We start from the raw sequence: 25,124 nt of genomic DNA on the forward strand, positions 1-25,124 counted from the left end.
ACGACGCACAATCTTGATCCGAAGACCCATGACACAAGAACCACGCCCCCCCCTGCCCCCTGCGGCCCGCACTGTTTTCTTTGTTTCGGACGGTACCGGCATCACCGCCGAAACCTTCGGCCATTCCGTGCTGACGCAGTTCGAACTGCGTTTCCGCCAAATCCGCCTGCCCTTCATCGACACCATGGACAAGGCGCATGATGCGGCGCGCAAGATCAACGAGGCATTCGCCACCGACGGCCAGAAGCCCATCATCTTCTCGACCCTGGTGAAGACCGACCTGTCGGCCGTGATCCGCAAGTCCAGCGGCATGCACATGGACCTGATCCAGACCTTCGTCGCCCCGCTGGAGCAGGAGCTGGGCGTGATGTCGACGCATACCATCGGCCGTTCGCACAACATCGTCGACAGCGAGGAATACAAGAACCGCATCGAGGCGATCAACTATTCGCTGGCGCACGACGACGGGCAGTCGCACAAGAACCTGTCATCGGCCGATGTCATTCTGGTGGGTGTTTCGCGCTCTGGCAAGACGCCGACCAGCCTGTATCTGGCGATGCAGTATGGCATCAAGGCAGCCAATTATCCGCTGATTCCCGACGATTTCGAGCGCGAGAAGCTGCCCACGGCCCTGCACGAATTTAAGAATAAAATTTTCGGATTGAGCATTACGCCCGAACGTTTGTCGGAAATACGCAACGAAAGACGGGCCGGAAGCAAGTATGCGGCCATCGAGAATTGCCGCTACGAGGTCAACGAGGCGGAAAAAATGATGAAACGCGAAGGCATCCGCTGGCTGTCATCGACCACCAAATCGATCGAGGAAATCTCCACGACGATCCTGCAAGAGATCAAGCCGAACCGCCGCGAGTACTAGAGCGCTTGACCAAGCCTGCTGCGCGCCGGCATGGGCGCCCTGCGATGCCCACCGGCTCGGCGCCGCCGTACCAGGTACGGGGGCGCTCCTCGATCACCTCTCCCTACCGCTCGCTATGGTTAGGCGTTCGCCTCGCCGGACAGCGCCGTCAGCGCCGCCACCAACCGGTCCAGCTCAGCGGTGGTGGTGGTGAGGGCCACCGTGGCGCGCACGACATCGGCATCGCCGATATTGCGCTCGACGGTAAACACGCCGAAGCGGTGCAATAAGGCCTGCTGCAGTTCGCGCGCACGCATGCCGTCGACGGCAAAGGCCACCAGCGCCGTGCCCCGTTTCGCATCAAGCGGCGACAGCAGCCGCACGCCGGGCAGCCGCGCGGCGCGGCTGACCCAATAATCGCGCAGCCAGGCCAGGCGTTCGGTCTTGGCCGGCGTGCCGCCCAGGCGCTCATGGAAGTCCAATGCCGCAGGCGCGGCCAGGATGGCGCCGATCGGCGGCATCCCCATGTGCAGGCGGCCGCGGATATCCCCCGGCGGATAATCGTCGTCGCCAAAATGCGGTTCGATCTTGTGCAGCTGCGATGCGCGGATGTAGACGACACCCAGTCCCGCCGGCGCGCCCAGCCATTTGTGCAGATTGAAACCGGCAAAATCGACGCCCATGGCCTGCACGTCCATGTCCACCTGACCCAGCGCATGCGCGCTGTCGAGCAGCACGTCGACGCCATGCTCGCGCGCCAGCGCCATGATGGCCTTCACGGGCATTTGCTGGCCGTTGGCCGGCGTCACCTGCGACAGCAGCAGCAACCTGGGCTTGACGGCCTGGCGCATGGCCCGCGCGTAGCTGGCGACGATCTCGTCATCGCTGATGGGCAAGCGCAAGGCGACTTGCGTGCTGGTGACGCCGCGGCGCTGCGCCAGCCAGCGCATGGCCGTGCGCATGGCCGGATAGTCGAGGTTACTCCACAGCACGGTCTCGCCAGGCGCCAGGCAGTGGTATTGCGTGATCAGCACCTGCATGGACTCGGTGCCGCTGCGGGTCAGCAGGATCTCGTGCGGTTCGGCATGGATCAGCGCGGCCACGCGCCGGCGCAGGATATCCACATGCGTGCGCGTGAACTCGCCGCGCACGAAAGGACTCAGTCGCTCGTTGGTGTAGCGCACGGCCTGCTCGAAAGCCGCCTGCACGGGCGCGGCCATGGCGCCGAAATAGCCGTGCTCCAGATTGACGATGGCGTCCGGCGGCGCAGGATAGAACGCGGCCACCTGGCGCCACCAGGCTTCGTCACGGCTCGCACAGGCGCCAGAGAGGGAGGGAAAAACCGGATGCACGGACATGACGAGCCTTGGCGTGAAGGTGGTTAGGACTGGTTTTGACGTACCTGCTCGAAGAAACAGACAGCGGCGCAGGCAGCCACGTTCAGCGATTCGATCTGGCCCAGGTGGGGAATCACCACCTGGTGCGTGGCCATCGACAGCAAGTCGTCGGCGACGCCCTGCCCTTCGTGGCCGAACAGCCAGGCCACGGGCTGGCGCAGGTCGACGTCATACAGGCGCTGCGTGGCGTAGCCGCTGGTGGCAAGCGTTGCCACCTTCGCGCCGGCCACCAGCGCGGCCAGGTCGACGTTCTCAAAGATGTCGAGCACAAAGTGCGCGCCCATGGCCGCGCGCAGCACCTTCGGCGACCAGCAGAAGGCCGTGCCGGCGCTGCAGTACACCTGCGTGATGCCGGCGGCGGCGGCGCTGCGCAGGATGGAACCCACGTTGCCCGGGTCTTGCAAGTTATCGAGCAGCACGGCCGAGACGCTGACCGGTGCCGTGACGGCGCGCTCGGGCGTCTCGATGAGGAACATCACGCCGACGCCGTGCTCCACCTGGCTCACGGCGTTGTACAGCGCATCGGGCAAGCCCAGCACGTGCGCCCGCAGGCTTTCCAGCTGGCCCACGATGTCCGCCACTTCCGGATTCCGCAAGGCGCTTTCGCTGACGATGCACTGCTCCGGCAGGCCGCGCAGCTGCAGGTAGGACTGGCACAGGTGCACGCCGTCGAGCAGGGTGCGGCCCGACTTGCGGCGCGCCTGCGAACTGCCCGCCAGCTTCAGCAAATCCTTGTATTGCGCGTTGTCGCGCGAGGTGATCGTCTTCATGCCGCTTCCTCCTGCGCGCCAAACAGGGCGATCACATTGCGCACGGGCGCGAACGAGCGGCGGTGCACGGGCGAGGCGCCGTGCAGGTGCAGGCGCTCCAGGTGCAGCTTGGTGCCATAGCCCTTGTGCTGGTCGAAGCAGTATTCCGGATAGGCCGCGTGCAGGTGCACGAGGGCCGCGTCGCGCGCCGTCTTGGCCAGGATCGAGGCGGCCGAAATCGAATCGACCTTGTCGTCGCCGCCGATGATCGCCATGCCGCGCACCGGCATCACGGGACAGCGGTTGCCGTCGATCAGGGCCAGGGTCGGCACGGTCGCCAGCGCCTCGACGGCGCGGCGCATGGCCAGCATCGACGCCTGCAGGATGTTCAGGCGGTCGATCTCTTCTTCCGACGCTTCGGCGATGGCCCAGGCCAGGGCCTTGGCCTTGATCTGCGGCGCCAGCAGGTCGCGCCTGGCTTCGGTGAGTTTTTTCGAATCGCGCAAGCCGTCGATCGGCTGGTTCGGGTCGAGGATCACGGCGGCGGCAAAGACGGGGCCGGCCAGCGGACCGCGCCCTGCCTCGTCGACGCCGCAAACGATTTCGTCGAGCGAGAATGGCAAGTCGTCAAACAGGCCGGGATAAATATTTTTCACGTTGAATCTTCAGTAGGGATTATTTTTTATTGTCGGCGATGACTTGCATCACCGCGTTGGCGCTCTCGCGCGCGCTGTCGCGCAGCAGGCTGTGGTGCATGTCCGTGAAGCGCTGCACCAGGCGCAGCCGGCCCGGCACATCGCTCAGCTGCCGCCACATGGCCTCGGCCAGCGCCTGCGGGCTGGCCGCGTCTTGCAGCAGCTCGGGCACCAGGTAGTCGCGCGCCAGGATGTTGGGCAAGCCGATCCACGGCTGGTAGCCCAAGTGGCGCATGATTTCCCACGACGCGCGCATCATCTTGTAGGCGATGACCATGGGCTTCTTGTACAGCGCCACTTCCAGCGAGGCGGTGCCGGATGCCACCAGCACGGCGTCGGCAGCACAGATGGCGGTATGCGAGCCGCCGTCGGTCAGCAGGATCTCGACGTCCTGCAAGCCCGCCTCGCGAACCAGCTGCAGGAAGTACTGGCGCTGTTTTTCGCCGGCCATGGGGGCGACGAAACGCAGCGAGCGGTCGCGCGCCAGCAGCAGCTTGCAGGCGCTGACAAAGGCCACCGTATTGTATTTGAGTTCGCCCATGCGGCTGCCCGGCATCAGGGTCACCACGTTGGCGTCTTCGGGCAAGCCCAGGATGCGCCGCGCGGCCGCCTCGTCGGGCTGCAGTGGGATCATTTCGGCCAGCGGATGGCCGACGTAGGTAACGGGCACGCCCGCCTTGCGGTAGATTTCTTCCTCGAACGGGAAGATCACCAGCATGTGCGAAACGGCCTTGATGATTTTCTTGATGCGGCCACCGCGCCAGGCCCAGATCTGCGGCCCGATGTAGTGCACGGTGGGGATGCCGCCTTCTTTCAGCTGCTGTTCCAGCCCCAGGTTGAAGCCCGGATAGTCGGCGCCGATGAAGACGGCCGGCCGTTCGGCCAGCAGCTGGTCGCGCAGCGCGTTCTGGATGCCCTTGATCTCGCGGTAGCGGGGAATGATCTCGAACAGGCCGCGCACCGTCAGCTTTTCCAGCGGCCAGTCGGAAACAAAACCCTGTTTCGCCATGTGCTCGCCGCCGATGCCGTGGAAGCGGGCGCCGGGCAGCTGCGGCACGAGGCCGGACAGCAGGCGGCTGGCCAGCAGGTCGCCGGACACCTCGCCGGCGACGATGGCGACCGACAGGCCGCCTGCCTGGTCAGCGGACGATGCCACGCGACGCCACGCCCAGGAATTCGCGCATGGCGCGAATGTGTTCGGCCACCTCGGGCAAGGACGCCTGTTCTTCTTCAAACAGGGCCGCCTTGGCCTCGTCGAGGGTCAGGCCCGAGCGGTAGATCAGTTTGTACGCGGTGCGGATGCCGTTGATCTGCTCGCGCGTGAAGCCGCGGCGTTTCAAGCCCTCGATATTCACGCCATGCGCCTGCGCCGGGTTGCCGCTCAGCAGCACGAACGGCGGCACGTCCTGCGTCAGGCTGGTGCTCATGCCGAGGAAGGCATGCGCGCCGATCTTGCAGAACTGGTGCACATTGGCGAAACCGCTCATGATGACCCAGTCGCCGATCTCCACGTGGCCCGCCAGCTGGGCATTGTTGGAAAAAATGGTGTTATTGCCCACCAGGCAGTCATGCGCCAGGTGGACATACGCCGAGATCCAGTTGTCATTGCCCAGGCGCGTCACGCCGCCGCCCTGCACGGTGCCCGTATTGAAAGTGCAGAATTCGCGGATGGTGTTGCGGTCGCCGATCTCCAGGCGCGTCGCCTCGCCCGCCCATTTTTTGTCCTGCGGCTGTGCGCCGATGGATGAAAACTGGAACAGGTGGTTGTCCGCGCCTATCGTCGTATGGCCGTCGATCACCACGTGCGGACCGACCTTGGTGCCGGCGCCGATGCGCACGTGCGGACCGATGATGGAATACGGACCCACCTCGACCGAGCTGTCGAGCTCGGCCTTCGGGTCGATCACTGCCGTAGAGTGGATGGCTGCCATGTTACTGTCCCGCTGGCTGGCTCGCAGACTGGCTGGCATCCTGCGCGCTGCGGATGGTGCACATCAGTTCCGCTTCCAGCGCGACCTTGCCGTCGACCGAGCCGACCGCCTTGTATTTCCAGATGCCGCGCGAGACGCGCAGGATTTCCACGTCCATCTTCAGCTGGTCGCCCGGCTCCACCGGACGCTTGAAGCGCGCATTGTCGATGCCGACAAAATACACCACCGAGTTTTCATCGGGTTTCACGCCCATCGTCAGGAACGACAGCAAGGCCGCCGTTTGCGCCAGCGCTTCGATCATCAGCACGCCGGGCATGACTGGCTTGTGCGGGAAATGGCCCTGGAAGAACTCTTCGTTGACCGTCACGTTCTTGATGGCGGTGATGGATTTGTTCGCTTCCCAGTCCAGCACGCGGTCCACCAGCAGCAGCGGATAGCGGTGCGGCAGCAGCGATTTGATGGCCAGGATGTCGAGGGTCTTTTTTTCAGTAGTCATTTTTCGTCTTGCGTGGTCAGTGTTTTAATTGTTTTTTCAAGCGCGCGGATTTTCTCGCGCATGCTTGACAGGTTGCGCACGATGGCGGCGCTCTTTTCCCAGTCGGCGTTCTTGGCCAGCGGATAGAAACCCGTGTACTGGCCCGGTTCCAGGATCGAACGCGAGACCATGCTGCCCGATGAAACGTGGACGCGGTCGGCGATCGTCAGGTGCCCCAGCACCATGGCGGCGCCGCCAAAGGTGCAATATTTGCCGATGATGGCGCTGCCCGCCACGCCGACGCAGCCGGCCATGGCCGTGTGTGCGCCGATATGGCAGTTGTGGCCGATCTGGATCTGGTTATCCAGCTTGACGCCATCTTCGATGATGGTATCGGCCAGTGCGCCACGGTCGATGGTGGTATTGGCGCCGATATCGACATCGTCGCCGATCACCACCCTGCCCGTCTGCGGAATCTTGATATACACGCCGCCTTCGTTGGCGAAGCCGAATCCGTCGGTGCCGATCACGGCGCCCGAATGGATGATGCCGCGCTGGCCGATCACGCAGCGCGCGTGGAAGGTGGCGTTGGCGAGCAACTGGGTGCCGGCGCCGATGACGGCGTCGCGGCCCACCACGCAGCCGGCGCCGATCACGCAGCCGGCGCCGATCGCGGCGCCAGCCTCGATGACGGCATTGGCGCCGATGGAGGCGCTGGCATCCACCTGCGCAGTGGCGTCGACCACGGCGCTGGCATGGATGCCCACGGGCGCCCTGATTTCATGCAGGGCGGCGAAATACTGCGCCGCGCGCGCGAAATACACATAGGGATTCGGGGTGATGATGCGCGCGCCCGCATACTCGGCGCCGATCAGCGCGTCGTCGGCCGGCGTGAGGATCAGCGCGGCGGCGCCGCTGCTGGCCGCCTGTGCGCGGAATTTACTATTGCTGAGAAAGCTGATGTGCGAAGCGCCGGCGTCGGCCAGCGGCGCGATGCCTGTGACTTCCAGGTTGGGATCGCCCGCCAATTGCCCGCCGAAGCGTTCGACCAATTCTCCTAGTCGAGTGCCCATCGATATACCCTTATAAAAACGCCTGACCATGCCTGCTGCGCGGCGCGATGTGCGGTCTCCGATGCGCACTGTGCTCTAGCACAGCTCCGCTTCTCAACCGCCACTCACATCCGCTCGCTACGGCACTGTCAGGCGTAAAACTATTACAATTACTTGTCCAGCGCCTTCAAGACCTTGTCGGTGATGTCGATGCGCGGACTGGCCCACAGGGCTTCCTGCAGCACGATGTCATATCCTTCGATATGCGCCATCTGCTGGATGATGGTGTTGGCTTTTTCCGCGATGGCGCTGCGCTCTTCGTTCGTGCGCTGGCTCAGGTCTTCGCGGAATTCGCGCTGGCGGCGCTGCAATTCCTTGTCCAGCTCGAAAAATTCGCGCTGGCGCTTGGCGCGCTCCGCCTCGCTCAGGGTCGGCATGTCCTTTTCCAGGGCCTCATTGGCGACCTTGAAACGGGCAGCCAGTTCCTGCACGGCCTTTTCACGCGAGCGGAACTCCTCGGCCAGCTTGGCGCTGGCCAGCTTGGCCAGCCTCGATTCGTTATAAATACGTTCGCTGCTGATCCAGGCGATCTTCGACTCCTGAGCGTGCGCCTGCACCGGCAACAGCGAACTCCAGCACAATGCGATCACGGCAAGGGACTTGGGCAGGGTAGCGGATGCGGTGTTCATGATACTCCATGGTCAAAAAGTGAAAGCTGGCGCCCCGTTCCAGTGAGCCCGGTCAGAAACCGGTACCCATCTGGAACTGGAAACGCTCCAGGCGGTCTGTCGGCTTGGCGTTCAACGGCTTGGCATAGCTCAGCTTGAGCGGGCCGACCGGTGAAATCCAGCTGATCCCCAAGCCAGCAGAATAGCGCAATTGCGAGATACGCATTTTTTCGCCTTCCTGGTAGACCTGGCCGCCGTCCAGGAAACCGAACCAGCGCAAGCTGCGGTCATTGCCCGAACCGGGGAATGGCATCTGCAGTTCCGCGTTGCCGATCAGGCGCGAAGCGCCGCCCAGGGCATCGTTGGTGCTCGGTTCGACCGCGCCCAGCGACGAGCTCAGGTAGCCGCGCACGGAACCGATGCCGCCGCCGTAGAAGTTCTTGAAGACGGGGTACACATGGTTGCCGATGCCATGGCCGTAATCGAGTTCGCCCTTCAGCGCCAGGGTGACCTTGCTGAACAGCGGACGGAAATACTGGTGCTCATAGATGGCACGGAAGTATTTCTGGTCGCCGATCAGGTCAGCCTCCAGGTTGATGCGCTGGTAGCGGCCGACCGATGGCGTCAGGGCGCTGTCGCGGCTGTCGCGCTGCCATGCCGCCGTCAGCGGAATGGAATTGGTGGTCGCCGAACCGATACCGTCGGACGGGCCGCCGTTGTCGATCACATACTGCTTGAAGCGCACCGGGCTGGTGATATCGGTCTCGATCTGCGAACGCTCGGCGCCGATGCCGAAGAAGACGGTGTCGACTTCCGAGAACGGCACGCCGAAACTGACGCGGCCACCCGTCTGCTTGATCTTGTAGCTGCCGATATTGAGCGCCGGCGGTTCCGTCGTGCGCAGGTAGACTTCAAAGCTGCGCGAAATGCCGTCATCCGTGTAGTACGGATTGGTCTGCGAAAACGCGATGGTGCGGCTGTAATGGCTGGTATTGAGTTCGATGCCGACCGTGTTGCCGCTACCGGCAAAGTTGGCCTGGGAAATCGAGGCCGACAGGGTGAATTTTTCCGATTGCGAGAAGGCGCCGCCGATCAGGAAGTTACCGGTCGGTTTTTCCACCACCGTCACGTTGACGTCGACCTGGTCGGTCGTGCCCTGCGCTTCCGGCGTGTCGATGGTCACGTCCTTGAAGTAGCCCAGGCGGTCGACACGGTCGCGCGACAGCTTGATCTTGTTGCTGTCGTACCAGGACGATTCGAACTGGCGGAATTCGCGGCGGATGACTTCATCGCGCGTGGTGGTGTTGCCGGCGATGTTCATGTGGCGCACGTAAACGCGCTTGCCCGGGTCGATGAAGAAGGTAAATGCCACTTCATGCTTTTCGCGGTTGATCTCGGGATTGGCGTTGACGTTGGCGAATGCATAGCCGAACGTGGCCAGGCGATCCTGGATGCGCTTGTTCGTCGCCGTCAGGCGCGCGCCGGAATAGATATCGCCTTCGCGCAGCAGGTTCAGGGCCTTCAGCTCCTCTTCGCGGCCGAACATCTCGCCTTCGAACTTGGTGCCGGAAACCTTGTACTTTTCGCCTTCGGTGATGTTGATCGTCAGGTAGATGTCTTTTTTATCGGGCGTGATGGACACCTGGGTCGAGTCGACCTGCATCTCGATATAGCCGCGGTCGAGGTAGAACGACTTCAGCGATTCGATGTCGCCCGTCAGCTTGGTCTTCGAATACTGGTCGGCCTTGGTGTACCAGCTGAACCAGCCGCCCGTGTTCAGGGCCAGCTGTTCGCGCAGCTCCTTGTCCGAGAACGCCTTGTTGCCGACGATGTTGATTTGCTTGATGCGGGCCACGTCGCCCTCGTCGACGGCGAACACCACGTTGACGCGGTTACGCTCGATCGGCGTGACGGTGGTGGTGATCTTCACGCCATACAGACCATGCGACAGATACTGGCGCTTGAGTTCCTGTTCCGCGCGGTCGACCGACGCCTTGTCGAAAATCTTGGCTTCACCGACGCCGATTTCCTTCAGCGCCTTGACCAGCACGTCTTTTTCAAATTCCTTGGTGCCGGTAAATTCCACCGAGGCGATGGCCGGGCGTTCCTCGACCAGCACCACCAGGACGTCGCCTTCGACTTCCAGGCGCACATCCTTGAACATGCCCGTCGCGTACAGGGCCTTGATGGCGGCAATACTCTTCTCGTCGGAGAACGTCTCGCCCACCCGCACCGGCAGGTAGGCGAAGACCGTGCCCGCCTCGGTACGCTGGATCCCTTCGACCCGGATGTCCTTGACAGTAAATGGCTGGACGGCCAGCGCATGGCCGGCACAGAAGGCCATGACGGCACCGGCGATCAGGCTGCGGCGAAAGGAAGGCAAGGCAATACGAGCAGAATGTAATTTCATTGGGGTTATTCAATGGTAAATCAATGGACAACATGCACAAAAGACTGCTTGTGCGACTCACGCATGGCCTCGGCCAGCGTATTAATTCATCAGCCGCAATACGTCATTAAAGACGGCAAGCACCATCAGGGTCAGCAACAGACCGATCCCCAGGCGCTGGGCAATCTCGCCTACGCGCTCCGGCAAGGGGCGTCCGGTCAAAACTTCCAGCGAATAATACAGCAAATGCCCGCCATCCAGAACAGGAATGGGTAGCAAATTCATCACGCCAAGACTGATACTGATGAAGGCAATGAAGCTCAGATAGCTTGCCAGGCCGATGCGCGCCGTCTGGCCCGCGTAATCGGCAATGGTAATCGGCCCCGTCACATTCTTCAGCGAGACCTGGCCGGTGACCATTTTACCCAGCATTTTCAGGCTCATCACGCTGGTATCCCAGACCTTGGCCGAGGCCTTTGCCACGGCGGCGAACGGGCCGGATGCCACAACGATCATATCCGGCACCTGCCCCAGCTTCGCCTGGATCTTACCAACTGTTACAGCTCCCTCTGCCCCGGCGCCTGGCACGGCTTCCGGCGTGATCGGCAAGCTCAGGTCCTGGCCCTGGCGCAACAGCTGCAATTGCAGGGTCCGGCCCGGCGCGCGGCTCAGGGTATCGATGATGGCCGCCACGTCGTGCACGGGCTGGCCGTCGATGGCGAGGATCTCGTCGCCCTTGCGCAGGCCGGCCCGCTCGGCGGCGCCACCTGGCAGGATTTCCATCATGGTCGGCGCCGACCGGGCCAGGGTCAGGCCCAGCTTGCCCAGCACGTCGCCCTCCAGGTCCGCTTCCGTCAGGCTGGCCGTCGGCAAGGTCGCTTCCTGCACGCCACGCTCGGGCCGGCGCACGTCGATGCGCGCCACCTGCTTGTCGAGCGCGGCCTGGATCACTTCCCAGCGCAGCTCCGACCAGCTGGCCACGGCCCTGCCATTCACCGCTTCCACGGTGTCGCCGCTGCGCAAGCCGGCCGTGTAGGCGGCCGTTGCTTCGGCTACGGGGCCGAGCTTGCTCGATGGCTCTTCGATGCCATGCATGAACAGGCCCGCGTACAGCACGATGGCGACGAGGAAATTGGCCAGCGGGCCGGCCGCCACGATGGCGATGCGGCGCCACACGCTCTGGCGCGTGAATTCGCGGCGCAATTCTTCTTCCGGCAAGTCGCCGAGGTCCTGCGCGCGGCTGTCGAGCATGCTCACATAGCCGCCCAGCGGCAGCGCGGAAATCGCCCATTCCGTCTGGTCCTTGCCAAACTTGCGCGAATACACCACTTTCCCCATGCCGATGGAGAAACGCAGCACTTTCACGCCGCACCAGCGCGCCACCAGGTAGTGGCCCAGCTCGTGCAAGGTGATCAGCGAGCCCAGCGCGACGATAAACGCCAGCAAGGTGGTAATCAGGGTCATGCGGCCAGCCTGCGCGCGATATACGCCTGCGCCGCCACCCTGGCCAGGCGGTCCTGCTCCATCACGGCGTCGATGCTGGAAGCGGCGCCATGCGGCACCGTCTCGATCACGTGGGCGATGACGCGGTCGATCTGGCGGAAGCCGATCTGCTCGTCGAGGAAGGCTTGCACGGCCACTTCATTGGCCGCGTTCAACAGGGCCGGCGCCGTGCCGCCCGCGCGCAAGGCGTCAAACGCCAGGGCCAGGCAAGGGAAACGGCGGAAATCGGGGCGTTCGAACTGCAAGGTGGCCACCTGCGCCAGGTCCAGCTGCGCCACGCCCGAGTCGATACGCTGCGGATACGCCAGCGCATGCGCGATGGGCGTGCGCATGTCCGGGTTGCCCAGCTGGGCCAGCACGGACCCGTCGATGTACGACACCATCGAATGGATCACGCTTTGCGGGTGGATCAGCACCTCGATCTGGTCGGCAGGCGCGCCGAACAGCCAATGCGCCTCGATCACTTCCAGGCCCTTGTTCATCATGGTGGCCGAATCGACGGAAATCTTGCGCCCCATGGCCCAGGTCGGATGCTTGCAGGCCTGGTCGGGCGTCACCTTGTCCAGCGTCTCGACATCGCGCGTGAGGAACGGCCCGCCCGAGGCCGTCAGCACGATCTTCGCCACGCCGGATGCGCCTGGCGCGCGGCCGTAGGCGTGCGGCAGGCACTGGAAGATGGCGTTGTGCTCGCTGTCGATAGGCAGCAGCACGGCGCCGTTGTCGTGCACGGCATCGATGAACAGCTGGCCGGACATGACCAGCGCTTCCTTGTTGGCCAGCAATACTTTCTTGCCAGCACGGGCAGCGGCCAGGGTGGGCGCCAGGCCGGCGGCGCCGACGATGGCAGCCATCACGCCCGTCACTTGGGGGGCGCTGGCGATGGCGCACAGGGCGTCCTCGCCGTATTCGACCTCGGTGGCCACGCCCTGCCCGCGCAGCAAGCGCGTCAGTTCAAGGGCGGCGGCGGCCGTGCCGACGACGGCGCGCTGCGGACGGAATTGCAGGCACTGGGCAGCCAGCTCGGCCACGCGTGTGTGCGCGCTCAGCGCATACACGCTGTATTGCCCGGGATGGCGCGCGAGCACGTCCAGGGTGGACACGCCGATCGAGCCGGTCGCGCCAAGGATGGTGATGTATTGCATGAAAGTTTCCTTAAAGCCAGCTTGCCACCAGGGCGGCAAACGGCAGGACCGGGATCAGCGCGTCGATACGGTCAAGCACGCCGCCGTGGCCAGGCAGCAGCTTGCTGCTGTCCTTGATGCCGGCGCGGCGCTTCAATTGGGATTCGAACAGGTCGCCGACGATGCTGGCGGCGACGATCAGCAGCAGCACCAGCAGGGCCACCAGCCAGCCGCGGCGCAATTGCAGCTGCACGGCGAAGGTATCCTGCAGCACCGGCAGCGCTGGCGCGGCGAAAATCGTGATGGCGGCAATGACGAGCACGGCGATGCCGCCGCCGATGGCGCCTTCCCAGGATTTCCCAGGGGAAATACTTGGCGCCAGCTTGCGCTTGCCGAAAGCCTTGCCCGAGAAATACGCGCCGATATCGGCGATCCAGACGAGCGCCATCACGGACAGCAGGAACAGGGGGCTATGCAGGAACAAGGCGATGATGGCGACGAAGCAGCCGACGATGGTCACCGGATACACCAGGCTGAGCAAGGTATTGCCCAGGCCTTCGGTGGGCGGCAAGCCCGTCGCCAGCGAAGGCACGAAGCGGATCAGCCAGATGGCCACGCACAGGGCAAACCAGAAATTGAGCTGCGCCATGCCGTTGCCGACAAAGAAGGTATACGCGAAGGCGGCCGTCCAGACGGCAGCGATCGGCAGCGCATGGCGATTTTTGAAGATACGGAAGCTTTCCCACACGGCGGCGCCGAAGAACGCCGTGGCGATCACGGCGAAGGCGGGAAAATAGTTGAGATACAGAACCGGCAGCAAGACCGCCAACAAGACCAGGGCGGTGATAATCCGTGTTTTCAGCATCAGTTTGTCTTTTCAGTTAGTTGCGCGCTGGTACGGCCAAAGCGCCGTTCGCGCTGCTGGTAGGACGCGATTGCCGCGTCGAGGCAGTCGACATTGAAGTCGGGCCAGAAAGTCTCGGTGAAAAACAGCTCAGTGTACGCCAGTTGCCACAGCAGGAAGTTGGAAATGCGCTGCTCCCCGCCCGTGCGGATGAACAGGTCGGGCTCGGGCGCATACGCCATGGCCAGGTGCGGCGCCAATTGTTCTTCCGTGTAGGCTTGTCCGACGGGCTGACCATTGGCAGCCGCCTCGGCCGTCATTTTATTGACTGCCTGCATGATGTCCCAGCGGCCGCCATAGTTGGCGCAGATGGTCATGGTCAGGCGCGTGTTGCGCGCCGTCTTGCGTTCCGCATTGGCGATCAGGGTTTGCAACTGTTCATTGAAGCGCGACAAGTCGCCCACCACCTTCAGGCGGATATCGTTGGCATGCATCTTCACCACTTCGCGTTCGAGCATGGTGACGAACAGGCGCATCAGCATCGACACCTCCTCTTCCGGCCGGCGCCAGTTTTCCGAGCTGAAGGCAAACAGGGTCAGATACTCGACGCCACGTTCGAGGCAAGTCTCGACGATGCCGCGCACGGCGTCGGCGCCCTTGACGTGGCCGGCCACGCGGGGAAGGAAGCGCTTGGTTGCCCAGCGGCCGTTGCCATCCATAATGATTGCCACGTGGCGCGGCACGGTACCCACCTCCGGTACTGCCGTTGTCGAACTCGAATAGATCATGAAAACACTAATGCCAAAAATAAAAGATAACTATTATGCGCCAAATAGCACTGCCCGGAAAAGCCATGCTTTTCCGGGCAGCGTAAAAAGGGGCCGAAAGCTAGACCGTCAGCACTTCTTTTTCTTTATCGACAACCATCTTGTCGATGTCGGCAATGAACTTGTCCGTCAGTTTCTGCACTTCTTCCGACGAGCGGCGCTCATCATCTTCCGAGCAGGCTTTTTCCTTGACCAGTTTTTTCAGCGATTCATTCGCGTCGCGGCGAATATTACGTACAGCAATCTTCGCATCTTCCGCTTCGCTCTTGACCAGCTTGACCATTTCCTTGCGGCGCTCTTCCGTCAGCGGCGGCGTCGGTACGCGGATCAGGTCGCCCTGTGCCGATGGATTCAAACCCAGGTCGGCGTCGCGGATGGCTTTTTCGACGGTCGAAGCCATTTTCTTTTCGTATGGCTGCACGCCGATGGTGCGCGCATCGATCAGGGTCACGTTGGCTACCTGGGTCAACGCCGTCGGCGAACCGTAGTAGTCGACCATCACGTGGTCCAGGATACCCGTATGGGCACGGCCGGTACGCACTTTGGCCAGGTCGGCCCGCAGTGTTTCCAGCGATTTCGTCATACGTTCCTGGGCGTTCTTTTTAACGTCAGCTAAGGACATGCTGCTCTCCTGTGGTGGCGCCCGTCAAAACCTGCTGCGCGTCGGCATAGGCGGCTTGCGATGCTCACCGTACCTTCGTACGGTTGCGCTTCTCGGCCACCTCTTCCTTACGCTCGCGACGGTTTTGTCAGGCGTTATTAATGATAACTACTATTAAATTGCATCTGTTACACGTGAACCAAAGTACCTTCGTCCTCGCCCATGATGACGCGCATCAGCGCGCCTGGCTTGGTGATCGAAAACACCTTGATCGGCAGTTTCTGGTCGCGGCACAGGGCGAATGCGGTGGCATCCATCACTTGCAGGTGCTTGGCGATGGCGTCGTCAAACGTGATCGTGTTGAACAGGGTCGCGTTCGGGTCCTTCTTCGGATCGGCCGTGTAGACGCCGTCCACCTTGGTGGCTTTCAGGACGATTTCGGCGCTGATCTCGGAACCGCGCAGGGCCGCTGCCGTGTCGGTGGTGAAGAACGGGTTGCCGGTACCGGCGGCGAAGACCACCACTTTACCCTCTTCCAGGTATTGCAGGGCTTTCGGACGCACGTACGGCTCGACGACTTGCTCGATGCCGATGGCCGACATGACGCGCGCCGTGATACCCACGTGGCGCATGGCATCGGCCAGGGCCAGTGCGTTCATCACGGTGGCCAGCATGCCCATGTAGTCGGCGGTGGCACGGTCCATGCCTTGCGCGCCGGGCGCGACGCCGCGGAAGATATTGCCGCCGCCAATCACGATTGCCAGTTCCACACCCAATTTCGCCACCTCGGCCACATCGGCCACCATGCGCTCGATCGTGGCGCGGTTGATGCCGTAGGGATCATCACCCATCAGGGCTTCGCCGGACAACTTGAGGAGGACGCGCTTGTAGGCTGGTTTTGACATGAGCTGGGGCTCCATAAATGAGGTTATTCGAGTATGACATGGCGCAGCGCCTTGCAGCGCCGGACAGGCGCGCGGGGCTGCCCATGCCGCCGCCCGGCACGACGGGTGCGGGCGGGCCAAAAAAACGGGCCTCTCGGCCCGCTTTACTTACGCTCCCTGGGAGGCAGCCATCTGTGCTGCGACTTCTGCTGCGAAGTCGTCCTGCTTCTTCTCGATGCCCTCGCCCACGACGTACATCGCAAAACCTTTGACGGTGGTGTTCGCCGCCTTCAGCATTTGCTCAACCGACAGCTTGTCGTTTTTCACGAAAGCTTGGTTCAGCAGGGAAACTTCTTTCAGGAACTTCTGCACGGAACCTTCCAGGCGCTTGGCCAGGATTTCCGGCGATTGCGCTGGCTTGCCTTCGGCGGCCGCTTTGGCTGCGTCTTCTTCGGCTTTCAGTTGTGCAACCGAACGCTCTTTTTCGATCAGTTCCGCTGGAACTTCGTTCGACGACAGCGACACTGGCTTCATTGCAGCGATGTGCATGGCCACGTCTTTGCCTACTTGCTCATCGGCGCCGTCGAATTCGACGATCACGCCAATGCGCGAGCCGTGCAGGTACGACGCCAGCTTGTTGCTGGTTTCGAAACGCTGGAAGCGGCGGATGGTCATGTTTTCGCCGATTTTGCCGATCAGGGCAGCGCGCACTTCGTCCAGGGTCTTGCCATCGAGTGGCAGGGCCAGCAGGGCAGCTACGTCAGCCGGGTTGTGTTCCGCGACCAGACGGGCGGCATTGTTTGCCAGCGCCAGGAAGTCGTCGTTTTTCGCAACGAAGTCGGTTTCCGAGTTCACTTCGACCAGGGCGCCTACGCCGTTGGCGATGTAGGTTGCCACTACGCCTTCAGCGGTGATGCGTGCCGATGCTTTCGATGCCTTGCCGCCCAGTTTGACGCGCAGGATCTCTTCCGCACGAGCCATGTCGCCATCGGCTTCGGTCAGTGCTTTTTTGCATTCCATCATTGGTGCGTCGGTTTTGCCGCGCAATTCGCCTACCATCGCTGCTGTAATCGCTGCCATGTGTTTCTCCTGATTCGGTGAGTCGATAGTCGCGGCCCGGGCTTGCACCCCGCCTGCGGTCACTATCGTTTTTTTGTTAAAAAAAAGGGGGAGCTGCTGCCACCCCTTTTCCCTTACTGCTGTGCTTACAAACGGCTATCTTGCGACAGCCTGGCCATTAAGCCTGTTCGTTTACTTCGACGAATTCGTCGCCAGCGGCTGCTTTAACCATTTCAACAACTTCGTTACCGGCAGCTGCACGGCCTTCGATGATTGCATCAGCAACACCGCGAGCGTACAACATGATGGCTTTCGAGGAGTCATCGTTACCTGGGATCACGAAGTTCACGCCTTCTGGGGAGTGGTTGGTATCGACAACGCCGATGACCGGGATGCCCAGTTTAGCTGCTTCGGTGATCGCGCCTTTGTGGTAGCCGACGTCGACAACGAAGATTGCGTCAGGAACGCCGCCCATGTCCTTGATGCCGCCGATCGATTTTTGCAGCTTGATCATTTCGCGGGAGAACATCAGCGCTTCTTTTTTCGACAGCTTCTCGATCGAACCGTCTTCGACCATCGCTTCCATGTCCTTCAGGCGCTTGATCGAGGTTTTGATCGTTTTGAAGTTGGTCAGCATACCGCCCAACCAACGTTGATCAACGAAAGGCACGCCAGCGCGTTGTGCTTCAGCAGCGATGATTTCGCGAGCTTGACGCTTGGTGCCAACCATCAGGATGGTGCCACGGTTTGCAGCCAGTTGACGCACGTGCTTCATTGCGTCCTGGTACATCGCCATGGTTTTTTCCAGGTTGATGATGTGGATCTTGTTGCGATGGCCGAAGATGAACGGTGCCATTTTTGGATTCCAAAAACGGGTTTGGTGACCAAAGTGGACACCGGCTTCCAGCATTTCGCGCATTGTTACGGACATTATTAACTCCAGGGTTGGGTCTGGAATCCGATCAGTCACCATACAGGCACCCTTGTCGACCGGATTCGCGTGTTTATATAAATTAAAGACACTGTTTTACTGCATTGCTTAAAAGAGAATTCAAGCAACCCGGGATTCTACACCGAAATGACTGCCACATCAAGTCCGCGGCGCAAATCGCGCGCCCTGCGGAAACAGCCGATGCACCACACTGGTGCAAGGTGTGGCGGCAGCGCCTTTTCCGCCATGAATCCCTGCCCCGCCATAGGAAGGAGGCGGCGGATTCGGGGCGCCTCGTTTATAATTTCGACATATTTGCAGACGTTTCCTCCTCCGCCAGGACGCGTCTGTGCTTTCCACCTGAATATCTTGCAGATTGCGAATCACACCATGTCCACCATCCGTATCAATACCGCCGCCGACATCGAAGGCATGCGCGTTGCCGGCAAGCTCGGCGCCGAAGTGCTCGACTACATCACTCCCTTCGTCAAGGTGGGCGTCACGACGGGCGAACTGGACCGCCTGTGCCACGAATACATGGTCAACGTGCAAGGCACCATCCCGGCCCCGCTGAATTATTGCCCGCCCGGCTATACGCCCTACCCGAAAGCCATCTGCACGTCCGTCAACGACGTCATCTGCCATGGCATTCCCGGCGACAAGGTGCTCAAGAGCGGCGACTCCGTCAACCTCGACATCACAGTCATCAAGGATGGCTACCACGGCGACAACAGCCGCATGTTCCTGGTCGGCACGCCGACCATCCTGGCCAAGCGCCTGTCGGAAATCACCTATGAATGCATGTGGCTGGGCATCGCCCAGATCAAGCCCGGCGCCCACCTGGGCGACATCGGCCATGCCATCCAGCAGCATGCCGAAAAAGCCGGCTACAGCGTGGTGCGCGAATTCTGCGGCCACGGCATCGGCAAGGTCTTCCATGAAGAACCGCAGGTATTGCATTACGGCAAGCCAGGCACCCTGGAGCGCCTGGAAGCGGGCATGATCTTTACCGTCGAGCCGATGATCAATGCGGGCCGCCGCGAGATCCGCGAAATGAACGATGGCTGGACCATCAAGACCAAGGATCGCAGCCTGTCGGCGCAATGGGAGCACACGGTGCTGGTGACGGAAACGGGCTACGAAGTTCTGACCGTGTCGCCCGGCATGCCGCCGCCACCGTCCATCATTGCCAAAAAAGCCTGAGAAGTGTAATCAGGCAAACCTGCCCCACCCGACCCACCGCCACCCAGGGCCCAGATGAAAAAGCAAGTTCGGGAACAGCTGAAGCAGCAACTGAAAGCCGACCGCCAGGTCGTCATTGCGGCCTTCCAGGCCGATGGCAAGCCTGAAAAGCTGCTGCGCAGCCTGCGCCACAGCGTCGATGGCGTGCTGGCGCGCGCCTGGCAGGAAGCGGGCTTGCCACCGGGAACGGCGCTGGTGGGCGTGGGCGGCTATGGCCGCGGCGAACTGTTTCCCTATTCCGACGTCGACCTGCTGATCCTGCTGCAACAGGCGCCCGATGCGGCCACGCAGGAAAAACTTGAGGAACTGGTGCAGCTGCTGTGGGACCTGGGCCTGGAAATCGGCCACAGCATCCGCACCGTCGATGAATGCATGGTCGAATCGAAAGCCGACATCACCGTGCAAACCAGCCTGCTCGAAGCGCGCCTCGTGTGCGGCAACGCGGAACTGTTCGCGCAGTTGCAGCAGCGCTACGAAGCGGCCATGGACCCGCAAGCGTTTTTCCAGGCGAAAACGGCGGAAATGCGGCAGCGCCATGCCAAATATGAAGACACGGCCTTCAGCCTGGAACCGAACTGCAAGGAAAGCCCGGGCGGCCTGCGCGACCTGCAGGTGATCCTGTGGGTCGCCAAGGCAGCCGGGCTGGCCAACTCCTGGCGCACCCTGGCCACGGGCGGCCTGATCACCCTGACGGAAGCGCGCCAGCTGATGGAAAAAGAACGCGCCTTCAAGGATATCCGCGTGCGCCTGCACCTGCACGCGGGCCGGCGCGAAGACCGCCTCGTGTTCGACGTGCAGACGGCGATCGCCGAATCGCTGGGCCTGCAAGCGACGGGCAGCGGGCCGCACATGCGCCGCGCCAGCGAATTTCTCATGCAGCGCTATTACTGGGCCGCCAAGACGGTGACCCAGCTCAACACGATCCTGCTGCAGAACATCGAGGCGCGGCTGTTTCCACAGGATGACGTGGCCGTGCCCATCAACGAGCGCTTCAATGAAGTCAACGGCCTGATCGACATCAGCGCCGACGACACCTTCGAGCAATATCCGTCGGCCATGCTGGAAATTTTCGTCCTGATGACGGAACGCCCGGCCCTGAAAGGCATGACTTCGCGCGCCACGCGGGCCCTGTGGCACGCGCGCTTCAAGATCGACGCCGCCTTCCGCCAGGACCCCGTCAACCGCGCCCTCTTCCTGCGCATCATGCAAGCCCCCGTTGGCATCATCCATGCGCTGCGGCGCATGAACGAGATGAGCATCCTGGGACGCTACCTGCCGAATTTCCGCCGCATCGTGGGCCAGATGCAGCACGACCTGTTCCACGTGTACACGGTGGACCAGCATATCCTGATGGTGGTGCGCAACATGCGCCGCTTCACCATGAGCGAACATGCGCACGAATACCCGTTCTGCAGCCAGCTGATGGCCGATTTCTCGCAGTCGTGGCTGCTGTACGTGGCGGCCCTGTTCCACGACATCGCCAAGGGCCGCGGCGGCGACCATTCCAAGCTGGGCGTGGCCGACGCCACGCAGTTCTGCCAGGACCACGGCCTGTCCGCCGAGGACACGGAACTGATCGCCTTCCTGGTGGAAAACCATCTGACGATGTCGCAAGTGGCGCAAAAGCAGGATTTGTCCGATCCGGACGTCATCGGCGCCTTCGCCAAGGTGGTCAAGGACGAGCGCCACCTGACGGGCCTGTACCTGCTCACGGTGGCCGACATCCGCGGCACCAGCCCGAAGGTGTGGAACGCGTGGAAAGGCAAGCTGCTGGAAGACCTGTACAAGATCACCCTGCGCGTGCTCGGCGGCGAACCGCACACGGCCGACCGCGAACTGAAGAACCGCCAGCAGGAAGCGCTGGCCACCCTGCGCCTGTACGGCTTGCCGCCGGACGCGCATTTGAAACTGTGGCAGCAGCTGGACGTGGCCTACTTCCTGCGCCACGACGCGTCCGACATCGCCTGGCAGACACGCTCGCTGTATGACAAACTGGACAGCAAGTTGCCGGTGGTAAAATGCCGGCTGGCGCCCATCGGCGAAGGCTTGCAGGTGGCCGTCTACGTGGCCGACCAGCCCGACCTGTTCGCGCGCATCTGCAGTTACTTCGACCGCAAGAACTTCAGCATCCTCGACGCGAAGATCCACACCACGAAGAACGGCTATGCGCTCGACACTTTCCTCGTCACCGAGCAAAACTTCGCCAAGAGCTACCGCGACATCATCAGCCTGATCGAGCATGAACTGGGCGAGCTGCTGCAATCGCAGGCGCCGCTGCCGCCGCCGGGCAAGGGACGGCTGTCGCGCCTGTCGCGCACCTTCCCCTTCCAGCCGACGGTCGACCTGCGGCCCGACGAAAAGGGTCAATACTATTTGCTGTCGGTGGCCGCCAACGACCGCACGGGCTTGCTGTACTCGATCGCCAACGTGCTGACCAAGTACCGCATCAACCTGCACACGGCCAAGATCATGACCCTGGGCGAGCGGGTCGAAGACGTCTTTCTCGTCGACGGCCCCGCGCTCAACAATGCCCGCAACCAGATCTTGCTGGAAACCGATTTACTCGATGCGCTGAAGGTCTAAGGCCTCCCGCGCAGCACCCACTTTTACTGAAACTGAATCAACATGACCGAAGAATTATTACGCTTGTCCAAACGCATGTCCGAACTGGGCCTGTGCTCGCGCCGCGAAGCCGATGAATGGATCGCGCGCGGCTGGGTCCGCGTAGATGGCAAAGTGGTATCCGAACTGGGCAGCAAGGTCTACCCGAGCCAGCGCGTCACCGTGGAGCGCCAGGCGGCGGCCGAGCAGTCGAAGCGCGTCACCGTGCTCATCAACAAACCCGTGGGCTATGTCAGCGGCCAGGCCGAAGATGGCTACACGCCCGCCGTGGCCCTGATCAAGGCGGAAAACCGCTGGGCAGAAGACCGCAGCCCGGAACAGTTCCACCCCACGCAGCTGCGCAGCCTGGTGGCGGCGGGCCGCCTGGACATCGATTCCGTCGGCTTGCTGGTCTTGACGCAGGACGGCCGCGTGGCCAAGCAGCTGATCGGCCACGATACCGATATCGACAAGGAATACCTGGTGCGCGTGAGCTACACCAAGGGCGGCACCCTGCCCGACAGTGAGTTGAAAAAGCTCAACCACGGTCTGTGGCTGGACGGCAAGCCCTTGCTGCCGGCCAAGGTACGCTGGCAGAACGAAGACCAGCTGAGCTTTACCCTGCGCGAAGGCAAGAAACGCCAGATCCGCCGCATGTGCGAAGCCGTGGGCCTGAAGGTGCTGGGATTGAAGCGCGTGCGGATCGGCAAGGTCAAGCTGGGCGACTTGCCGACGGGCCAGTGGCGCTACCTGAGCGCGGACGAGCAGTTTTAAGCGGCAGCATCGACATGGCATGCCGCACGGCATGCCATACTATCCCAGCAGCAGGGAGATAGTGCCTTAAAGTCAATTATTGTGATTTGGTTAGCAAATATTGCTCTGAACCTATACACTACCCCCACCAGAACATAAGAGATACGCTGTCGTGAACGATCCCATTCCTAATCCCCTGCGCAAGGGCGCGCCCAGCCTGGCCGACGTGGCCGAGCCTATGGCGCCCGGCACCAAGCCGCACCACATGAGCGACCCGTGGGATATCGGCGAAACCCTGTGCAGCCTGGCCGATAATGGCGACGCCATCTCCATTTACCCCACGGGCGGTGAAGATGTCATCATGGCGCGCATTTTGTCCGTCGACGACGACTTGCCGCAGTTCGTGCTGGAACTCAATGAAGGCAGCACCCTGCCGCCCGGCGGCGCCACGTTTGTCTCGTGGGTGCAAAGCGCCAAGCTGCAATTTACCATCAATGGCGAATGGCAAGCCTATCCCGACCGGCCGAACGTCTATCTGACGAATTTCCCCACTCATTGCCTGGTGCTGGAACGGCGCGAATCGACGCGCCTGGAAACGCCGCTGGGCGTGTACTACCTGGCCGCCTTCGTGCTGGAAGGCCGGCCGTACGAACTGCAGCTGTATGATTTCTCGGCTGGCGGCATCGGCATGCGCGCCCATCCGCGCGACACGGTGGGTCTGTACGTGGGCCGCAAGCTGTCGCGCGTGCGCCTGGAGCTGGGACCGGACAAGGTCATGATCGCCGACCTGGAAATCCGCCTGTCGCGCACCTTCCGTTCCTTCCTGCTGGGCGAGCAGGTGCAGATCGGCTGCCGCTTCCTGAACCTGTCGGAAGCCATGCAGGATGAATTGAAGGTGCTGCTCGACAACCTGGGCAGCAGCCGCAAGGTGCGCTAGGCTCGCTTCAAGCATGAAAAAATGGCCGCCCAGCTGATGCTGCGCGGCCATTTTTTTGATAGTCATCATCACCAGGCGCCTGAAAAACGGTCAGGGCAAGGCGTATTGCCGAAGACAGTACGAACAGTACGGCGAGGCTATGCAACGCCGCCATGGGCGTTTTCTCAGGCGCCGATCAATCGTCGTCGTGCGGATCGAGGTCTGGAAACATCACGTCAGTAAAGCCGAACTGCGTGAAATCGACGATGCGCATCGGATACAAAATGCCATGCAGGTGATCCACCTCATGCTGCACCACGCGCGCATGGAAACCGTCGCAGTCGCGGCTGATGGGCTGGCCGAACTGGTCGAAGCCTTCGTAGTGCAGCTCGCTCCAGCGCGGCACGCTGCCGCGCAGGCCCGGCACGGACAGGCATCCCTCGAAGCCCTCTTCCTTGCGTTCCGACAAAGGCGTCAGCACCGGATTGATCAGCACCGTTTCCGGCACTTGCGGCGCGTCGGGGTAACGCAGATTCTGCTTGAAGCCGTAGATCACCACCTGCAGGTTGACGCCGATCTGCGGCGCCGCCAGGCCCGCGCCATTGGCGGCATGCATGGTGTCGAACATGTCGGCGATGAGGGCGTGCAATTCCGGCGTGTCGAATTCACGCACGGGCTCGGCCATCCGCAGCAAGCGCGGATCGCCCATCTTCAAAATTTCACGCACGGTCATTTGACATCCAGTATCGATTGCAACTCTTGCAGATAGCTGCGGAAGGCGGCGCCCGTTTCCGGATGCTTCATGCCCATTGCCGTGCTTGCCTTCAGGTAGCCGAGCTTGGAACCGCAGTCATAGCGCTGCCCCTTGTAGCGGTAGGCCAGCACGCGCTCTTCGCGCATCAGGGCGGCAATGCCGTCCGTCAGCTGGATCTCGCCGCCGGCGCCCGTGCCGATGTTTTCCAGGTGCTCAAAGATACGGCTGGTCAGCACGTAACGTCCCACCACGGCCAGTGTCGACGGTGCTTCTTCCGGCGCGGGCTTTTCCACGATGGCCGAGACCAGTTCCAGGTCAGGCTGATAATTCTTCGCCGACACGATGCCGTATTGCTTGGTTTCCGCGCGCGGCACGTCCTGCACGGCCAGCAGCGAGCAATTCTCATACTGGAAGACATCGGTCATCTGTGCCAGCACGGGACGTTCTCCCGCTTCCACATCCATGAAATCGTCGGCCAGCAGCACGGCAAACGGCTCGTCGCCGATCACGGGACGGGCGCACAGCACGGCGTGTCCCAGGCCCAGCGGCGCCGACTGGCGGATGTAGATGCAATTGATGTGCTTGGGAATGACGTTTTGCACCATGTCCAGCAACTGGCGCTTGCCTGCCGCTTCCAGTTCCGATTCCAGTTCATAGGCCGTATCGAAATGGTCTTCGATGGCGCGCTTGTTGCGGCCCGTGATGAAGATCATTTCCGTGATGCCGGCCGCCACGGCCTCTTCCACTGCGTACTGGATCAGCGGCTTATCGACGATGGGCAACATTTCCTTCGGTTGCGCCTTGGTGGCAGGCAAGAAACGGCTGCCCAGGCCGGCGACGGGAAAGACTGCTTTTTTGATTTTTTTCATGGGTCTT

24 protein-coding genes are annotated in these 25,124 nt (G+C 62.1%); 5 read left to right on the forward strand and 19 right to left on the reverse strand.

What is annotated here, in order from left to right:
- Nucleotides 1-28: 28 nt before the first annotated feature.
- The gene (gene ppsR / locus ACZ92H_RS13255; protein ID WP_131378638.1) at nucleotides 29-877 is read left to right on the forward strand and encodes a posphoenolpyruvate synthetase regulatory kinase/phosphorylase PpsR; all 849 of its coding nucleotides are present in this window, start codon (nucleotides 29-31) and stop codon (nucleotides 875-877) included.
- 119 nt (nucleotides 878-996) lie between these two features.
- Here ppsR and ACZ92H_RS13260 read toward each other — a convergent pair whose 3' ends face one another.
- The 17 genes from ACZ92H_RS13260 to rpsB all read right to left on the reverse strand — a co-directional run bounded on the left by ACZ92H_RS13260 (nucleotide 997) and on the right by rpsB (nucleotide 17,982).
- On the reverse strand, nucleotides 997-2,214 hold the full coding sequence (locus tag ACZ92H_RS13260) for an aminotransferase class V-fold PLP-dependent enzyme (RefSeq protein WP_465049730.1): 1,218 nt from the start codon (nucleotides 2,212-2,214) through the stop codon (nucleotides 997-999).
- Nucleotides 2,215-2,237: 23 nt separating this feature from the next.
- Nucleotides 2,238-3,023: a TrmH family RNA methyltransferase gene (locus tag ACZ92H_RS13265; RefSeq protein ID WP_465049731.1), complete on the reverse strand. Its 786-nt coding sequence runs from the start codon at nucleotides 3,021-3,023 to the stop codon at nucleotides 2,238-2,240.
- The gene (rnhB, locus tag ACZ92H_RS13270; protein WP_465049732.1) at nucleotides 3,020-3,658 is read right to left on the reverse strand and encodes a ribonuclease HII; all 639 of its coding nucleotides are present in this window, start codon (nucleotides 3,656-3,658) and stop codon (nucleotides 3,020-3,022) included. Before rnhB ends, ACZ92H_RS13265 begins: the two co-directional genes overlap by 4 nt.
- A 19-nt stretch (nucleotides 3,659-3,677) precedes the next feature.
- Complete coding sequence (gene lpxB, locus ACZ92H_RS13275) at nucleotides 3,678-4,853, reverse strand: lipid-A-disaccharide synthase (RefSeq protein ID WP_465049733.1); 1,176 nt, start codon at nucleotides 4,851-4,853, stop codon at nucleotides 3,678-3,680.
- Nucleotides 4,837-5,628, reverse strand: a complete 792-nt coding sequence (gene lpxA / locus ACZ92H_RS13280) for an acyl-ACP--UDP-N-acetylglucosamine O-acyltransferase (protein ID WP_465049734.1) — start codon at nucleotides 5,626-5,628, stop codon at nucleotides 4,837-4,839. Before lpxA ends, lpxB begins: the two co-directional genes overlap by 17 nt.
- 1 nt (nucleotide 5,629) lies before the next feature.
- The gene (gene fabZ / locus ACZ92H_RS13285; RefSeq protein WP_071324018.1) at nucleotides 5,630-6,124 is read right to left on the reverse strand and encodes a 3-hydroxyacyl-ACP dehydratase FabZ; all 495 of its coding nucleotides are present in this window, start codon (nucleotides 6,122-6,124) and stop codon (nucleotides 5,630-5,632) included.
- Nucleotides 6,121-7,176, reverse strand: coding sequence for a UDP-3-O-(3-hydroxymyristoyl)glucosamine N-acyltransferase (gene lpxD / locus ACZ92H_RS13290; RefSeq protein WP_131378650.1), 1,056 nt, complete (start codon nucleotides 7,174-7,176; stop codon nucleotides 6,121-6,123). The genes fabZ and lpxD overlap by 4 nt, the downstream gene beginning before the upstream one ends.
- Nucleotides 7,177-7,325: 149 nt before the next feature.
- Nucleotides 7,326-7,844 (reverse strand): OmpH/Skp family outer membrane protein, encoded by a 519-nt coding sequence (locus tag ACZ92H_RS13295; protein ID WP_131378652.1) that lies wholly within the window; start codon nucleotides 7,842-7,844, stop codon nucleotides 7,326-7,328.
- Nucleotides 7,845-7,896: 52 nt separating this feature from the next.
- Complete coding sequence (bamA, locus tag ACZ92H_RS13300; RefSeq protein WP_131378654.1) at nucleotides 7,897-10,233, reverse strand: outer membrane protein assembly factor BamA; 2,337 nt, start codon at nucleotides 10,231-10,233, stop codon at nucleotides 7,897-7,899.
- 81 nt (nucleotides 10,234-10,314) lie between these two features.
- Complete coding sequence (gene rseP, locus ACZ92H_RS13305) at nucleotides 10,315-11,676, reverse strand: RIP metalloprotease RseP (protein ID WP_465049735.1); 1,362 nt, start codon at nucleotides 11,674-11,676, stop codon at nucleotides 10,315-10,317.
- The gene (gene ispC, locus ACZ92H_RS13310; RefSeq protein ID WP_465049736.1) at nucleotides 11,673-12,857 is read right to left on the reverse strand and encodes a 1-deoxy-D-xylulose-5-phosphate reductoisomerase; all 1,185 of its coding nucleotides are present in this window, start codon (nucleotides 12,855-12,857) and stop codon (nucleotides 11,673-11,675) included. The genes rseP and ispC overlap by 4 nt, the downstream gene beginning before the upstream one ends.
- Nucleotides 12,858-12,867: 10 nt before the next feature.
- Entirely contained in the window at nucleotides 12,868-13,701 is an 834-nt protein-coding gene (locus ACZ92H_RS13315) for a phosphatidate cytidylyltransferase (protein ID WP_131378660.1), read from the reverse strand.
- Complete coding sequence (gene uppS, locus ACZ92H_RS13320; protein ID WP_131378662.1) at nucleotides 13,701-14,468, reverse strand: polyprenyl diphosphate synthase; 768 nt, start codon at nucleotides 14,466-14,468, stop codon at nucleotides 13,701-13,703. The genes ACZ92H_RS13315 and uppS overlap by 1 nt, the downstream gene beginning before the upstream one ends.
- 100 nt (nucleotides 14,469-14,568) lie before the next feature.
- Complete coding sequence (frr, locus tag ACZ92H_RS13325) at nucleotides 14,569-15,129, reverse strand: ribosome recycling factor (protein WP_092802600.1); 561 nt, start codon at nucleotides 15,127-15,129, stop codon at nucleotides 14,569-14,571.
- A gap of 167 nt (nucleotides 15,130-15,296) precedes the next feature.
- A complete protein-coding gene (gene pyrH / locus ACZ92H_RS13330) occupies nucleotides 15,297-16,013 on the reverse strand; it encodes a UMP kinase (RefSeq protein WP_092715775.1) in 717 nt (238 codons plus the stop codon).
- 147 nt (nucleotides 16,014-16,160) lie between these two features.
- Nucleotides 16,161-17,072: a translation elongation factor Ts gene (gene tsf / locus ACZ92H_RS13335; RefSeq protein ID WP_131378663.1), complete on the reverse strand. Its 912-nt coding sequence runs from the start codon at nucleotides 17,070-17,072 to the stop codon at nucleotides 16,161-16,163.
- 157 nt (nucleotides 17,073-17,229) lie between these two features.
- Nucleotides 17,230-17,982: a 30S ribosomal protein S2 gene (gene rpsB / locus ACZ92H_RS13340; RefSeq protein ID WP_086145236.1), complete on the reverse strand. Its 753-nt coding sequence runs from the start codon at nucleotides 17,980-17,982 to the stop codon at nucleotides 17,230-17,232.
- Nucleotides 17,983-18,372: 390 nt separating this feature from the next.
- Here rpsB and map point away from each other — a divergent pair, with 390 nt between their 5' ends.
- From map to ACZ92H_RS13360, 4 genes are all read left to right on the forward strand, one after another.
- The gene (gene map, locus ACZ92H_RS13345) at nucleotides 18,373-19,185 is read left to right on the forward strand and encodes a type I methionyl aminopeptidase (RefSeq protein ID WP_465049737.1); all 813 of its coding nucleotides are present in this window, start codon (nucleotides 18,373-18,375) and stop codon (nucleotides 19,183-19,185) included.
- Nucleotides 19,186-19,239: 54 nt separating this feature from the next.
- Nucleotides 19,240-21,807 (forward strand): [protein-PII] uridylyltransferase, encoded by a 2,568-nt coding sequence (locus tag ACZ92H_RS13350; RefSeq protein WP_465049738.1) that lies wholly within the window; start codon nucleotides 19,240-19,242, stop codon nucleotides 21,805-21,807.
- A gap of 42 nt (nucleotides 21,808-21,849) precedes the next feature.
- Entirely contained in the window at nucleotides 21,850-22,599 is a 750-nt protein-coding gene (locus tag ACZ92H_RS13355; protein WP_034752263.1) for a pseudouridine synthase, read from the forward strand.
- 151 nt (nucleotides 22,600-22,750) lie between these two features.
- On the forward strand, nucleotides 22,751-23,515 hold the full coding sequence (locus tag ACZ92H_RS13360) for a flagellar brake protein (RefSeq protein WP_465049739.1): 765 nt from the start codon (nucleotides 22,751-22,753) through the stop codon (nucleotides 23,513-23,515).
- Nucleotides 23,516-23,690: 175 nt separating this feature from the next.
- On the opposite strand, the gene def is transcribed toward ACZ92H_RS13360, so the two are convergent.
- Nucleotides 23,691-24,227, reverse strand: a complete 537-nt coding sequence (gene def / locus ACZ92H_RS13365; protein WP_465049740.1) for a peptide deformylase — start codon at nucleotides 24,225-24,227, stop codon at nucleotides 23,691-23,693.
- Nucleotides 24,224-25,117: a UTP--glucose-1-phosphate uridylyltransferase GalU gene (galU, locus tag ACZ92H_RS13370; protein ID WP_465049741.1), complete on the reverse strand. Its 894-nt coding sequence runs from the start codon at nucleotides 25,115-25,117 to the stop codon at nucleotides 24,224-24,226. The genes def and galU overlap by 4 nt, the downstream gene beginning before the upstream one ends.
- Nucleotides 25,118-25,124 lie beyond the last annotated feature (7 nt).

It is taken from the genome of Janthinobacterium foliorum, assembly GCF_978021625.1.

Coding starts and splice junctions, on each gene's coding strand:
- ppsR (WP_131378638.1), top strand. CDS start 29: ATGACACAAGAACCACGCCCCCCCCTGCCCCCTGCGGCCCGCACTGTT.
- ACZ92H_RS13260 (WP_465049730.1), bottom strand. CDS start 2,214: ATGTCCGTGCATCCGGTTTTTCCCTCCCTCTCTGGCGCCTGTGCGAGC.
- ACZ92H_RS13265 (WP_465049731.1), bottom strand. CDS start 3,023: ATGAAGACGATCACCTCGCGCGACAACGCGCAATACAAGGATTTGCTG.
- lpxA (WP_465049734.1), bottom strand. CDS start 5,628: ATGGCAGCCATCCACTCTACGGCAGTGATCGACCCGAAGGCCGAGCTC.
- fabZ (WP_071324018.1), bottom strand. CDS start 6,124: ATGACTACTGAAAAAAAGACCCTCGACATCCTGGCCATCAAATCGCTG.
- lpxD (WP_131378650.1), bottom strand. CDS start 7,176: ATGGGCACTCGACTAGGAGAATTGGTCGAACGCTTCGGCGGGCAATTG.
- ACZ92H_RS13295 (WP_131378652.1), bottom strand. CDS start 7,844: ATGAACACCGCATCCGCTACCCTGCCCAAGTCCCTTGCCGTGATCGCA.
- bamA (WP_131378654.1), bottom strand. CDS start 10,233: ATGAAATTACATTCTGCTCGTATTGCCTTGCCTTCCTTTCGCCGCAGC.
- rseP (WP_465049735.1), bottom strand. CDS start 11,676: ATGACCCTGATTACCACCTTGCTGGCGTTTATCGTCGCGCTGGGCTCG.
- ispC (WP_465049736.1), bottom strand. CDS start 12,857: ATGCAATACATCACCATCCTTGGCGCGACCGGCTCGATCGGCGTGTCC.
- ACZ92H_RS13315 (WP_131378660.1), bottom strand. CDS start 13,701: ATGCTGAAAACACGGATTATCACCGCCCTGGTCTTGTTGGCGGTCTTG.
- uppS (WP_131378662.1), bottom strand. CDS start 14,468: ATGATCTATTCGAGTTCGACAACGGCAGTACCGGAGGTGGGTACCGTG.
- frr (WP_092802600.1), bottom strand. CDS start 15,129: ATGTCCTTAGCTGACGTTAAAAAGAACGCCCAGGAACGTATGACGAAA.
- pyrH (WP_092715775.1), bottom strand. CDS start 16,013: ATGTCAAAACCAGCCTACAAGCGCGTCCTCCTCAAGTTGTCCGGCGAA.
- tsf (WP_131378663.1), bottom strand. CDS start 17,072: ATGGCAGCGATTACAGCAGCGATGGTAGGCGAATTGCGCGGCAAAACC.
- rpsB (WP_086145236.1), bottom strand. CDS start 17,982: ATGTCCGTAACAATGCGCGAAATGCTGGAAGCCGGTGTCCACTTTGGT.
- map (WP_465049737.1), top strand. CDS start 18,373: ATGTCCACCATCCGTATCAATACCGCCGCCGACATCGAAGGCATGCGC.
- ACZ92H_RS13350 (WP_465049738.1), top strand. CDS start 19,240: ATGAAAAAGCAAGTTCGGGAACAGCTGAAGCAGCAACTGAAAGCCGAC.
- ACZ92H_RS13355 (WP_034752263.1), top strand. CDS start 21,850: ATGACCGAAGAATTATTACGCTTGTCCAAACGCATGTCCGAACTGGGC.
- def (WP_465049740.1), bottom strand. CDS start 24,227: ATGACCGTGCGTGAAATTTTGAAGATGGGCGATCCGCGCTTGCTGCGG.
- galU (WP_465049741.1), bottom strand. CDS start 25,117: ATGAAAAAAATCAAAAAAGCAGTCTTTCCCGTCGCCGGCCTGGGCAGC.